Consider the following 13020-nt stretch of genomic DNA (forward strand, 5'->3'; position numbering starts at 1 on the left):
GCTTGCTCCCGCTGGACGCGTAGCGGCCCCTAAAAAGCAGGACTGCTGCGCACTCCAGCGGGAGCAAGCTCCCTCGCCACAAGGTGGTGAATTGTTTACTCGTTGATCCGCGGGTGTTGCTGCACCAGGTTTTTGCGTTTGGCTTCCAGCTCAGCGATTTCGGCGTCGATGTCTTCGATCTTCTGTTCGATGTTGTCGTGGTGTTCTTGCAGCAGCTCTTTGGCTTCCTCAAGGTCAGAAGCCGCCGGGGCTGCGCCACGCAAAGGTTTGTTCGCGGTTTCTTTCATGGTCACGCCGGTGGCCAGGCCGACCACTGCAATCACCATCAGGTAATACGCCGGCATGTACAGGTCGTTGGTGCTCTCCACCAGCCAGGCCACGACAGTCGGGGTCAGGCCTGCAATCAGCACCGATACGTTGAACGCTGCCGCCAATGCGCTGTAGCGAATGTGCGTGGGAAACATCGCCGGCAGCGTCGAAGCCATCACGCCGATGAAAAAGTTCAACAGCACCGCCAGCATCAACAGACCGGCGAAGATCAGGCCGATCTTGCCGCTATTGATCAGCATGAACGCCGGAATCGCCAGAATGAACAGACCGATGCTGCCGACCACGATGAACGGCTTGCGGCCGATCTTGTCGCTGATGAAACCTATCGCCGGCTGCACGAACAACATGCCGACCATGATCGCGATGATGATCAGCACACCACGGTTTTCGCTGTAGTGCAGGTTGTGCGAGAGGTAACTCGGCATGTAGGTGAGCAGCATGTAATAGGTGACGTTGGTCACGGCGACCACGCCGATGCAGGTCATCAGGCTGCGCCAGTGTTTGGTTGCGACTTCCTTGAACGAGACTTTCGGGCCGCCGGCCAGGCCTTCGCGGTCGCCTTGTTCCAGCTTCTCGACATGCTGTTGAAACGCTGGCGTTTCTTCGAGCGCATGGCGCAAGTACAGGCCGATCATGCCCAGCGGCAACGCGAGGAAGAACGGCAGACGCCAGCCCCATTCCTCGAATTTGGCTTCGCCTAGCGTCGTGGAAATCAACACCACAACACCGGCACCCAGCACAAAACCAGCAATCGAGCCGAAGTCCAGCCAACTGCCGAGGAACCCACGTTTGCGATCCGGCGCATATTCAGCAACGAAGATCGAGGCGCCGGTGTATTCGCCGCCAACCGAGAAGCCTTGGGCCATTTTTGCCAGCAACAGCAGGATCGGTGCCCAGATGCCGATCGAGGCGTAGGACGGAATCAGGCCGATGGCAAACGTGCTGAGCGACATGATCACGATGGTCGCGGCGAGGACTTTTTGCCGCCCGTACTTGTCACCCAGTGCGCCGAAGAACAGGCCGCCCAAAGGACGAATCAGGAATGGCACGGAAAACGTCGCCAGTGCGGCGATCATTTGCGTGCCCGGATCGGCACCGGGAAAAAACACCTTGCCGAGAACATAGGCAACAAAGCCGTAGACCCCGAAGTCGAACCATTCCATGGCGTTGCCGAGGGCCGCCGCCGTGATGGCTTTGCGCATCTTGGCGTCGTCAACGATGGTGATGTCTTTCAGGCCGATCGGTTTGACGCTGTTTTTACGTGATTTCATCCGGTTTTTCTCTGTTGCTGATCCATTTGCCGCTTCGATGCCATCCATTTGATGGCGCGTGCTCTTTGGGTCAGATACATGCGGACACGAAATAATTCACTACTCGCTGCTTTTTTTCCCTGTAGGCGCTGCCGAAGGCTGCGATCTGTTGATCTTGCCTGGCGAAAACGACAAAACCCGCCATCCGGATTGAACGGGATTGCGGGCTTCTTCTGCCTGATGGAATTGCGTTGCTTACTCGCCAGTCTTCGCGAGCAGGCTCGCTCCCACATTGGAACGCGATCAACTGTAGGAGCGAGCCTGCTCGCGAAGGGGCCAGATGGTTACTGAATAACTGAGCAAGTGTTCACAGTCCCGGCCTCAGTCCGGCAACTCCAGATTATTCAGCACCCGATTCACCGCCAGTTCCCCGAGCATGATCAATTGCGAAATCCCCTGCAGCGTTCGGCGCTGCGACGCGGGTAGGAGGTTGGCGAAATCATTGGTGATGGTTCTTGCCGAAGCGAGTGTTTCGCACGCATCGACCAGCATCTCCTCGTTTTTGAAGTCCGCGGTGACGGCGTACATTCTGCGGATTCTACGCGGAGGTGGCGTTGAGCCGGGTGGGCAGAGGTAGTGATCGAGGGCTCGGTCGGCGGCTTCGTTGAGCTTTTTCGATTCGAGGGATTCGTAGGGCGAAGTGGGGTCAGTTTCGGGCGGATTAGGTGTTGGTTTGATCATGGTGAAACTCCTTGAGAAAAACGGAGCCGTCAACGATCGCTGCTAAACGAAGAGGTGGCGGCTGTACGCGGGTTAGCAGACCAGGCTCAAGGATCCCGGCGCACCGAAGTGCCCCACGCAAAGCCGCCATAACGTAATGGCGGAACTCGCGTGCCTTGAGAATTGCCGAGCTGCTAAACCCGATCACTGAAACCTCAGCGACCGCACCACAATAGAACCCGCCTCCAAGGCGCACAAGCCGGCGGATTCTGGCGTAGCTGTAGGCAATTACGCAAGGATGTGTAGCCATAAACGCGTATCTGAAGGTGTCCTTTAAACATGTCTGTTTAGATCAAAAGATCGCAGCCTTCGGCAGCTCCTACACCGGTCTATGTAGGAGCTGCCGAAGGCTGCGATCTTTTGATCTTGCCTGGCAAAAACGACAAAACCCGCCATCCCGATTGAGCAGGATTGCGGGCTTCTTCTGCCTGATGGAATTGCGTTGCTTACTCGCCAGTCTTCGCGAGCAGGCTCGCTCCCACATTGGAACGCGATCAACTGTGGGAGCGAGCCTGCTCGCGAAGGGGCCAGATGGTTACTGAATAAATGAGCAAGTGTTCACAGTCCCGGCCTCAGTCCGGCAACTCCAGATTATTCAGCACCCGATTCACCGCCAACTCACCGAGCATGATCAATTGCGAAATGCCCTGCAACGTTCGGCGCTGCGACGCGGGTAGGAGGTTGGCGAAGTCATTGGTGATGGTTCTTGCCGAAGCGAGTGTTTCGCACGCATCGACCAGCATCTCCTCGTTTTTGAAGTCGGCGGTAACGGCGTACATTCTGCGGATTCTACGTGGAGGTGGCGTTGAGCCGGGCGGGCAGAGGTAATGATCGAGCGCGCGGTCGGCGGCTTCGTTGAGCTTTTTCGATTCGAGAGATTCGTAGGGAGAGGTCGGGTCGGTTTCGGGCGGATTAGGTGTTGGTTTGATCATGGCAAAAGCCTCTAGAGTAATGAAGCTGCCACCGTTCGCTGCTAACGGAGGAGGTGGCGGCTGTACGCGGGTTAGCAGACCAGGACTCTAGAACCCGGCGCACCGAAGTGCCCCACGCAAAGCCGCCATAACGACAACGGACCTTGTGCGTCTAGAAGATAACCCGGGCTGCTAAACCCGATCACTGAAATCTCAGCGACCGCACCACAATAGAACCCGCCTCCAAGGCGCACAAGCCGGCGGATTCTGGCGTAGCTGTAGGCAATTACGCAAGGATGCGTAGCCTTGAACCCGTGTCTGAAGGTGTCTTTTAACGTGTCTGTTTAGATCAAAAGATCGCAGCCTTCGGCAGCTCCTACATAAGCCGGTGTAGGAGCTGCCGAAGGCTGCGATCTTTTGATCTTTTTTCCGACACATTGCCTAATTCGTCAACGAAACAACGATGTCCAACGCATTGATCGGCAGATAAATCAGGGTAATCGCTGTGTAAGCCTTGCGTGATTTCGCCGCGAAGGCACACAGCGGAAGAATGATCATCAACACATCCAGCACACCCCACAGCGCAATCGGCGAGGCTTGAAACAGGAACACGTTAACGATCAGGCCGAGAAACAGATAAGTCGACAACGAGAGCAGGGCGTAGCGGCCGTCCTGTTCGAAATAGACCCGCAAGCCGTTCTGTTCATCTTCGCTTCGACTCGGCAGCAACAGCGCCGAAGAGACGAACAGCGACAGCGCCAACAGCACCAGCAACAAAAACTCCGCGAAGGAAAATGTCGACTTGATCTGCGGCAGCGAATTGACCGCCCACCAGAAGTCCAGTTGCGTGGCGAACAGCGTTACAGCCCAGACCAGCGCCACCCAATCCGGCGCCGCTGCCCGGCGGATGCGGAACACCGTCAACGCGCCGAGTAGCAGCCGAGTGACCGACAGCCCCAGAATCATCGAGAGAACTGTCGCTACGATGGAGAAGTTGCTCATCACTGGCCGTGTCCCGTGTGCTGCCAATACCTGCATTTCACGTTAGACGAGAAAACGGCCGGACTATCGACGGATCGCTACATACGACTGCCCCAGATCACTGGCCCAGCCATCCAGCACAACTTTGACGTCATCAGCCGTCAGCACCTGTTTGTCGTTTTCCAGCGGCACGCCGGTGCCTTTGCGTACGACCTCTGCAACCACTTCGCCGGTCGAACCGTCCTCGAACGACACTTCCGTGGCGATTTCACTGTCCTGATCGCGAATGCCGACAGCGGTACTGACCCCGGCAGCCACTAACGTGACCGGCAACCATTCATAAAAGCGCAAGCCTTGAGTGCTGGCGGCGACCCGCGTAATGGCGGGCCTGACGATCAGCGTATTCGGGCCGGGCATGGAGACCAGTTGCAGCACTTTGCCCAGTTCGTTTCTCAGGGCCGCGTCGTAATACTCGGTGACACCGGACAGCGTGCTCAGTGGAATCCGCCCGGTCGGCTCGACACTGGGGTAAAACCGGCTCGGCGCCAGATAGGCTTTGGTGTAGCGGCCCCTGGCCAATGCCGGGCTGACCCAACTCATTACATCGTGACCCGACGGTGATTTGTGCGCCTTCAGAACGCTGTAATCATGCAGAAACCCCGTCTGTTCAGCGTTATTGCTGCTGCACCCGGACAGACTAAGGGACGCGGTACAGAGCAACGACATCAGGCAGTGGCTTCTCATCAACGCGCTTCCTGTTGCTTGGGCGTGGAGTGGTCCGAGCACTCGATGTGCAACTGGCCGTGGCGCATGATCCATTCGATGAGGTCGGCGGCGGCGATGCTGTGGACGTACTCCACCCAGTGCGCATTGGTCGGGCTGAATTGCTCGAAGTAACGACGCAGGACGATCCGGCTCTGATCGCTGGACACGCCCAGGCATGATTCCTGGAACACAATCGGCGTGTCGGGGCCGAGTGCGGCGGTACGCTGGCTCAGGATCAACGGACGATTGCTGTGGTGTCCCTCGGTGCAATGGCTGTTGTTCAATACGTTCATCATGCAAACCCCCTGTATTGGAATGTGTGCAGAGTGCCGGAGGGTTTTTGCCGGAGGATGTCCGCTTGATGTCGGTCATGCAGGAATGTTGCTCGATTGAAATAAATGACCCGGACGGCAAAATGGCTTTAGATAGCCTCTTTTTTGGTCCATGGATCCTGTACCTGTGAGCAGACTGCTGATCGTCGACGATGACGTGGAAATCCTCTCGCTGCTGAAGAAGTTCTTCGTCCAGCACGCCTATGACGTCGACGTGGCCGAACATGGCGAGGCGATGTGGGCGGCAATCGCGCAGCAGCGCCCGGACACGATCATTCTTGACCTGATGCTGCCCGGTGAAGGCGGGCTGAGCCTGTGCCAGAAAGTGCGGGCGCAGATGGGCATTCCGATCATCATGCTGACGGCCATGGCCGAGTTGAGTGACCGGATTGTCGGTCTGGAGCTCGGCGCCGATGACTACCTGACCAAACCGTTCGCACCACAAGAGTTACTGGCCCGCGTGCGCGCCTTGCAACGGCGGGCCGGCGAACAGCGGAGTCCGGTTGAACCGTCGCGACCGGTGATCGGCTTCGCCGGTTGGCATCTGGATATCACCTGCCGCGAGTTGCGCTCACCGGAAAACGTGATGATTCCGCTGTCCGGGGGCGAGTTCGATCTGCTGGTGGTGTTTCTTGATCATCCGCAACGCATCCTCACTCGCGAGCAGTTGATCGATCTCACCCACGGTCAGGGCCACGACGCTTTCGACCGCAGCATTGATGTGCAGGTCAGCCGCCTGCGCCGCAAGATCGAACCGGACTGCAAACGCCCGGATCTGATCCGCACCGTGCGCAACGGCGGGTATATGTTCACCGCCAAGGTCAGCCGCTCATGAAACTCTCGATCCTGCGCCGCGACACTTTGAGTCGACGGATTGCCCTGACGATTTTGGCAGCGATGCTGACTTCGCTGGTGCTCAATGCTTTGTTTGTGCAGGTCGCCGGTATTTGGGCCAAACCGCCGATTGAACGCACGGGCCTGCTCGAGCAGATTGCCGCTACCACCAAAGTGATCGAAGCGGCACCGGCCGGTTTGCGCCCGCAACTCGCAGTGGCGGCGACCAGTCCGCTTCTGCAAGTGCAGTGGAGTGCGCAACGCACCGGGTTGGAGTTACCCATCGGCGGCGAGCCGGTCAAAGCGGGCAGGGTGCCCGTGCTGCATCAGCTGCTGGGCGATGACCGAAACATCCAGGTGTTCAATCCTGATGACTGGCCCAAAAATAATCCCGGCGCACGCTATGCCGCGTTGGTGCAATTGGTCGATGGCAGTTGGTTGTCGTTTTCACCGCCGGAGCGTTCCTGGGGCGTGGATGTCGGTACGCGGATCGCCGTGATCATCGCCCTGGGTTTGATCGCCACACTGCTGGTCGCCTGGATCGCCACCCGCCAACTGGCCAACCCCCTGCAACGTTTCGCCAACGCCGCCCGACGTTTCGGCAGCGATCTGCGCGCGCCACCCATCAACATCGAAGGCCCTGAAGAGATCCGCCAGGTGATCATCGCCTTCAACACCATGCAGGCACAGATTCAGCATTTCATTGGCGAGCGCACACACATGCTGGCGTCGATTTCCCATGACTTGCGCGCGCCGCTGACCCGCATGCGTCTGCGCAGCGAGTTCATCGAGGATCTTGAATACCAAGGCAAACAGATTCGCGACATTGAAGAGATGCAGTCGATGATCAACGCCGCGCTGGCGTTCTTTCGTGAAGACACTCAGCCCGAACACACCACAGCGTTCGACCTCTCGGAACTGTTGCACACCATCGTTGATGACTACCGCGATCAGCACATCGCCATCGACTACGACGGCCCGGCGCACCTGGTCTACGAAGGCCGGCCACTGGGCATCAAACGGGTGATCGTCAACCTGCTGGAAAACGCCGAGAAGTATGCTCAGCACCCACGTATCGAGTTGAGCAGTGACGAACGTTCGATCCGCATCGACGTCAGCGACGAGGGGCCGGGCATACCGGAAGAATCGCTGCAACGGGTCTTCGATCCGTTCTTTCGCCTCGAAGCCTCACGCAACCGCCACACCGGCGGCGTCGGCCTCGGGCTCTCGGCGGCGCGGGCGATCGTGCGCGAGCAGGGCGGTGAGCTGACGCTGAGTAATCGCAGCGGTGGCGGGTTGGTAGCTCGGGTTGAGTTGCCGCTGTAATACTTTGAAACATTTGTGCGCGGCGGGCGGTCAACAGCTCACATTCCCGATAAGAAGCGTCCATGAAAACCCCACGGCCATCCGCACGTCTTGAACCGCTGTCACAACTGCGCAATCTGAAAATGGCCCGGTCTGCGCACGCTTATGTACGCGGCAGCACTGTGCAGTTTTATGAGTGGCTGCACAGCCAGCCCGGGCGCAGCCTGCCGAAAGGCCCGCCGGTGTGGATCTGCGGCGACTGTCATGCCGGCAATCTGGGGCCGACCGGGGACCTGAAAGGCAAGATCGACATTCATATCCGCGACCTTGATCAAACCGTCATCGGCAACCCGGCGCATGATCTGGTGCGCCTGGCGCTGTCGCTGGCCACCGCCGCCCGGGGCTCGGACCTGCCCGGCGTGGCCACGGCGCGAATGCTCGAAGAGATGATGCGCGGCTACGAGCAAGCCTTTGAAGGTGATCTGGATGAAGAGCCTCCGCGTCCGGCTCAGGTCAAAGCGGGGATGCGCAGCGCGGTGCAGCGCACCTGGAAACACCTGGCTGAAGAGCGCATCGAGAACAGCAAACCGACCATTCCGCTGGGCAAGCAATTCTGGACGCTGTCCCGGCCAGAACGTGCGGCGCTGAAGGCGCTGTGTGCCACAGCGGAAATCCACACGCTGGTGACTTCGCTGAAGGGCCGGTCAAAGGACGATCGGGTAAAAATGCTCGACTCGGCGTATTGGGTCAAAGGTTGCAGCTCGCTGGGCTTGCAGCGCTATGCGGTGTTGTTGGGCGTGGGCGAGGGCGACGATCAGGAATATTGCCTGCTGGATGTCAAAGAGGCCGTCGGTGCAGCTGCACCGCGCGCCGCCAAGGTGTCGATGCCCCGGGACAATGGCAAGCGCGTGGTCGAAGGGGCGCGTTTCCTGTCACCGGGGCTGGGCAACCGGATGATTGCGACGCGCATGCTCGATCACGGATTCTTTATTCGCGAATTGCTGCCGCAGGACATGAAACTTGAACTGGATCAGTTGAGCCAGCGCGATGCCATGCTTGCTGCCGGATATCTGGCGCGGGTTGTAGGGTTGGCCCATGCGCGGCAGATGGATTTGACTACAAGAGCGTCGTGGATCAAAGAGCTGCAAGCCTGCCGTTCGAAAACCCTCGATGCGCCGTCGTGGCTTTGGACGAGTGTGGTGCAGTTGGTTGGTAATCATGAGCGCGGGTATCTGGAGCATTGTCGTCGGTATGCGTTGGCGCATTGATGAAACGTCGACAGCGTGCCATGGAACTGCTGGCGGCGCGTAATGCAAAAAGTGCCCGGAATGTTGATCCGGGCACTTCGCTGGCCGAGTTGCCCTGTGCATCAAAGGGTTTTCATGTACTCGATCAGCGCATAGCGTTCATCATCATTGAATGAAGACGCGCCATAGTCATGGCCCGCATTGGAGTTGCCCGGTAAAGACGTGTCGAAGGTAAACGGACTGCCGGGACCGTTGGCATCAACAAAACCGACATTCTTCGGATCAAAGATGATCGAACCGGTCTTGAAGCTGGAAGGACGCTCGCTGGGCGGGCGAAGCAGGTCAAACAATGTCCGTACCGAACCATTGTGCAAGTAAGGGGAAGTTGCCCAGATGCCAGTGAGAGGGCGCGCCTTGTAGGCCAGAGTCGGATACTTTTTGATATCGAGGGCAAGCTTGTAGCAGGCGCTGAGCCGGCGGCTCCTTTCTGACTGGAAGGATCGCAGGAAAGCAAACGTGCCTGTGCGCGAAGGCCTTACGGCTACTGGTTCGACGTCAAGGAAATCCGCCAATGCCAACCCTAGTATGTCTGGGGTCTGATTCAATAAAACTTCTCTCGCCGTCACACCCAGTTGAGTCACCAAAGGCGACTGATCGGTGATTTCACCAATGAGTTTGTTCAGGTGCGCGCCTTTTAGCTTGCCGGGGTCGCTGATGAACTGGACGGCGTTGCACGCCATCCATGGGTCGGTCGCAATTGATTTTGAGGTTTCGGTGTCTGCGGTGATCGTCGCCATCTGGGCGAAGACCTTGGTTTTCAGATCATCGCGTGCAAGCGGCAAGTGACAGCTTGAGCAATGGCGGGCGAACAACTCAGCGCCGTGTGGTGTTTTGCTTGTGTCGATCGCACCAAGCTTTTCTGGCCATTTCGGTGGTTTGAGACGCTCCAGCGTGCGCTCAAGTGTATCCAGGTTACTCACTCGTACGCTGGAGTCGAATCCTTTCAGGAACGTATCCGCACGAAACGCCACATCCCCGAACACCCCCACCACTTCGGAGGCGTTGCGCGCGAGAGCACCTATATCCAAGCCGTGTTTGCTCAATCGCGCGTTAGGCGCAACCCCGTTCCACTGCACTTTGTCGTGCTGGGGAGTGTTCCAGAGAAATGGATAGCTGACCGGAGCATCAGATGGATTGGGGGTCGGGTCAGGTGCGTCATTGAGTTGTGCGACGCGGTTGAGAATGTGCCCGACAGCGTCGACACGGCCTGGCCCATATTCAAGATCTGTGTGATTGAGCGAGGCGCTTTTTGCAAGAAACTGGTTCAGCGTGTTCAATGCATTGGATAACAGTCCACGATTTTGTTCGGTGTCTGCGTCAGCCAGGACTTTGACTGCAAAGCGATCGAATTTCTGGCCGTCGCTGTGGGTCTCGGTCAGTGCCTCGCGAAAGGCCTGGAAAAACTTCTGGTAATCGGCATTGGTTGGGCCTCCCTGTATTTCCCAGGTATGGCCGCCGTAGGAAATATTCGCTGTATGGCAGGCCGCACAGTTCATTCCCACCCAGGGTTCCTGATTGGATTGTCCGCTTTGCCAGCGCAGTCGTGAAAACGTCAACGCCTTGTCGTTGCCTTGATCGACGACAAAGCCACGGGGCAACCGATAGCTGCGGTAGGCGAACTCCAGAGTTCGCGGCGTATAGCCAAAAGTCTGGACGTTAGCGTCGGACATAAAGGGCACTTTCGAGCCTTTTATTTCTAAAGCCATCATCCAGCTGAGCGGGATCAAGCGCGAACCTTGAGAGGTGTCCCGCCAGATTGCCAGGTCTTTTGCACTCCAGTTCTGATCCAGCGTGTAGTCGTCTGCCGGAACCAATGTCGAGTTCAGGGAAACGATTACGATGCCTGCCGCTACCAAGGCTGACTTCATTGTCATTTGCTCGTTCCTTCATGGCCGTTGCGTGGGGGGATGGCAGGCTACGCCTGCAAATGGAGATGCAAGAAATCGGTGACTCGTTGCAAGGCCAATCGAGTCGGGTGGTTTTGAGTGGGATTTTTTGCCGAGTCGTACTCATACGTCAGCAACGCGTGGTGGGTGCGCCGACCATCTGCTGGCGGTGCGTACGTGTAGACGATGCCGGTTTCTGCAAACGCCTGTTCGAGTCGCTGGATGCGCGGCGAAGTGCATAGCCGGTCATCGCTGAAGTGCTGGATCAGTATTGCGCAGCCCTTGGTCGCGGCAGTTCGGCTGGCTTCTTCAAGTTCGTCGTCGGCAATGTTCAGTTCGCTCATCCAGGGGCCTTCACCTCTGCCGGTCAGCCAGTATCTGAACTTGAAGGGTATCGCCGGCTGGGATGCCACGGCCGCACCGACATTGGTTTCAAGAACCAGCGGAATGACAAATGCCCCGGTGACACACATTCCAATGACGCCGATACGGTCATGGCCGCGTGTGGCACCCAGCTCTTTGACAAGGGCACGCAACCAATCACTGACAGGTGCACTTCGACCCGCCTTGAGATAGGCAAACTCCTTGCTGATGCAACGGAAGTATCCCTTCAGCAAGGAGCCCTTTTCTTGCGGTTGGCCGAACAGCAGCGGTATGTACACCTGGAACCCGGCGTTGATCAATCGCTCGGCGAATTGCAGGGTGTCGCGGGTTAGCCCTGGCAATTCATGCATGACCAGGATTGGGATACCGTTGCCCTTCATGTAGACGGTATGGGTGTAGTCCGAATGGCTGAAAACAAATGACTGGTATCCACTCATGTCCATTACTGGCCTCCAGCATCAGTTGCTTATTGTCTGGGTGATCAGGCCACCAATGAAGGTCATCAGCTGGCAGCTATAAATTCCCCCGTGTCCGTCAATGATCGGCGCAGACACTTTGACGTTCAGCACGGGGTTGTGGTCCGGTGGATTTTTCAATTGCGGATTCTTCTCAAACATCAGAACAAAGTATTTTGGTGTGCCGTCTTTCTGCTTTTGTTGCGAAGTGAACGTGGCGATGCTTGCGTGCGCCGTCGTTGAAAGTTTGGTCAGGCTCATTCGCAGTTCAGCCCGTTTAAGAGGGTTAACGTACTGTTCGCATCCCTCAAAGGTTTGCCGCTCGGCGCTGTCAGTCGAATATTGCGGAGAAGAAAGAAAGTGTGTCTGGTAGGGGCCGTAGTGACCAACAGCCGTTGAGTTGGCTTGATAACCTTCAGGTACATCAGCGGTGTACTTCTGAAATCTGGCCCTGGGTGCCCGGGCGATGTGAAAAGCCCGCTTTGTCGCCAGATCCGTCGTGCCGGTCACGATTGCCAGAACCGGCTGCTGATCTTTCGTGTAATGACAACCCATACTCAGTTTCTGCAAGGTGGCCAAGCGCATTGCCTCGAACGCAGGGTTGATCAGAACGACCAGATCTCCGACTGTTTTCAGAGATTCCTTCGGGTTCTTCTGGCAACCGGTAGTCGAAAGTTCGTCGGCTGGATCGAAGCTCGTGCTCTGAGTGAATCGCTCGACCAATATTGGTGCCAGCGCTGTATACAGAACAGCGGCACCGAAACTATGACCAATGAATACCAAACGGCTTTGTGTATCTTCTTTTGCCTGAAGCTGGCTGTTGCTGTTACGCCGCACGCGCTCTTTATCCAGACGCAGCAACACTTCGGTGACCGCGCCACTGCCGACACTGTGCGCTGTCTGTTTACGATCCCAGAACGTGATCAGATCAAGTGGCGAGTTTCTGGCAAATACCTGGCCTCGCCACCCCATGTACAGTCCGATCACCTTGCGCTTGCAACCATCCATCGCAGCGATGTTGCGCATTGCCAGTTTGAACTCACGGACATCTTCATCATCCGGCGCCGCGGAGTGCCTCCAGCCGTGCAAGTACGTCACGATTAGGACTGGCCCTTGAACTGCCCGGATGTCTGCCATTTGCGCTTCAAACGCGGCAGGATTCAGCAGGTTGCCGTATTCGTCGAACTCTACGAAACCATGCTGGAAATCAGCCTTGCGGGCGTCATCAGCCGAGCAGGAAGCCAGCGGGGTGTCGAGGTCGTAGTTTTTCAGGTATGGGGGAGCAGGGTGATACTGTTTGAGCGGGGCACAGCCAGGGAGCGTCAGGCCCAACACAATGACCATGATCAGTGCGCGCATCACCATCGTCCTCTGTTTGTTGCATCCTGATTTGCAGAGTAGAAGGTTTTTGTATCGATGCTGGCATTTTGTTATGCCCGTTCAGTGCTCCTGGAGCTGACGTGTACTACTGTTCGATAAAACATCTCCCTGAAACCACAG

At 57.3% G+C, this 13020-nt stretch carries 12 protein-coding genes; 3 read left to right on the top strand and 9 right to left on the bottom strand.

Annotated features, from left to right (window positions below; translation table 11 throughout):
* Positions 1 to 95: 95 nt before the first annotated feature.
* The 6 genes from proP to JFT86_RS20675 all read right to left on the bottom strand — a co-directional run bounded on the left by proP (position 96) and on the right by JFT86_RS20675 (position 5310).
* Positions 96 to 1601 carry a glycine betaine/L-proline transporter ProP gene (proP, locus tag JFT86_RS20650; protein WP_201238117.1) on the bottom strand — a complete coding sequence of 502 codons (1506 nt, stop codon included), beginning with the start codon at positions 1599 to 1601 and terminating at the stop codon, positions 96 to 98.
* Between the two features lie 360 nt (positions 1602 to 1961).
* The gene (locus JFT86_RS20655) at positions 1962 to 2321 is read right to left on the bottom strand and encodes a hypothetical protein (RefSeq protein WP_201238118.1); all 360 of its coding nucleotides are present in this window, start codon (positions 2319 to 2321) and stop codon (positions 1962 to 1964) included.
* Positions 2322 to 2932: 611 nt separating this feature from the next.
* A complete protein-coding gene (locus JFT86_RS20660; protein WP_201238118.1) occupies positions 2933 to 3292 on the bottom strand; it encodes a hypothetical protein in 360 nt (119 codons plus the stop codon).
* A 420-nt stretch (positions 3293 to 3712) separates the two neighbouring features.
* Complete coding sequence (locus tag JFT86_RS20665; RefSeq protein ID WP_201238119.1) at positions 3713 to 4273, bottom strand: hypothetical protein; 561 nt, start codon at positions 4271 to 4273, stop codon at positions 3713 to 3715.
* A 63-nt stretch (positions 4274 to 4336) separates the two neighbouring features.
* The gene (locus JFT86_RS20670; protein WP_201238120.1) at positions 4337 to 4996 is read right to left on the bottom strand and encodes a DUF3313 domain-containing protein; all 660 of its coding nucleotides are present in this window, start codon (positions 4994 to 4996) and stop codon (positions 4337 to 4339) included.
* Complete coding sequence (locus tag JFT86_RS20675; protein ID WP_201238630.1) at positions 4996 to 5310, bottom strand: hypothetical protein; 315 nt, start codon at positions 5308 to 5310, stop codon at positions 4996 to 4998. Before JFT86_RS20675 ends, JFT86_RS20670 begins: the two co-directional genes overlap by 1 nt.
* 151 nt (positions 5311 to 5461) lie before the next feature.
* Here JFT86_RS20675 and JFT86_RS20680 point away from each other — a divergent pair, with 151 nt between their 5' ends.
* The 3 genes from JFT86_RS20680 to JFT86_RS20690 all read left to right on the top strand — a co-directional run bounded on the left by JFT86_RS20680 (position 5462) and on the right by JFT86_RS20690 (position 8756).
* Positions 5462 to 6184 carry a response regulator gene (locus JFT86_RS20680; RefSeq protein ID WP_201238121.1) on the top strand — a complete coding sequence of 241 codons (723 nt, stop codon included), beginning with the start codon at positions 5462 to 5464 and terminating at the stop codon, positions 6182 to 6184.
* Positions 6181 to 7509, top strand: coding sequence for an ATP-binding protein (locus JFT86_RS20685; RefSeq protein WP_201238122.1), 1329 nt, complete (start codon positions 6181 to 6183; stop codon positions 7507 to 7509). The genes JFT86_RS20680 and JFT86_RS20685 overlap by 4 nt, the downstream gene beginning before the upstream one ends.
* 62 nt (positions 7510 to 7571) lie before the next feature.
* A complete protein-coding gene (locus JFT86_RS20690) occupies positions 7572 to 8756 on the top strand; it encodes a DUF2252 family protein (RefSeq protein WP_201238123.1) in 1185 nt (394 codons plus the stop codon).
* A gap of 101 nt (positions 8757 to 8857) precedes the next feature.
* Here JFT86_RS20690 and JFT86_RS20695 read toward each other — a convergent pair whose 3' ends face one another.
* The 3 genes from JFT86_RS20695 to JFT86_RS20705 are packed head-to-tail and all read right to left on the bottom strand — an operon-like array spanning position 8858 to position 12879.
* Positions 8858 to 10669 carry a di-heme-cytochrome C peroxidase gene (locus tag JFT86_RS20695; protein WP_201233364.1) on the bottom strand — a complete coding sequence of 604 codons (1812 nt, stop codon included), beginning with the start codon at positions 10667 to 10669 and terminating at the stop codon, positions 8858 to 8860.
* A 41-nt stretch (positions 10670 to 10710) separates the two neighbouring features.
* Complete coding sequence (locus tag JFT86_RS20700; protein WP_201233365.1) at positions 10711 to 11508, bottom strand: dienelactone hydrolase family protein; 798 nt, start codon at positions 11506 to 11508, stop codon at positions 10711 to 10713.
* A 15-nt stretch (positions 11509 to 11523) separates the two neighbouring features.
* Positions 11524 to 12879 carry a hypothetical protein gene (locus JFT86_RS20705; protein ID WP_201233367.1) on the bottom strand — a complete coding sequence of 452 codons (1356 nt, stop codon included), beginning with the start codon at positions 12877 to 12879 and terminating at the stop codon, positions 11524 to 11526.
* Positions 12880 to 13020 lie beyond the last annotated feature (141 nt).

It is taken from the genome of Pseudomonas sp. TH06 (assembly GCF_016651305.1).
GTDB lineage: Bacteria > Pseudomonadota > Gammaproteobacteria > Pseudomonadales > Pseudomonadaceae > Aquipseudomonas.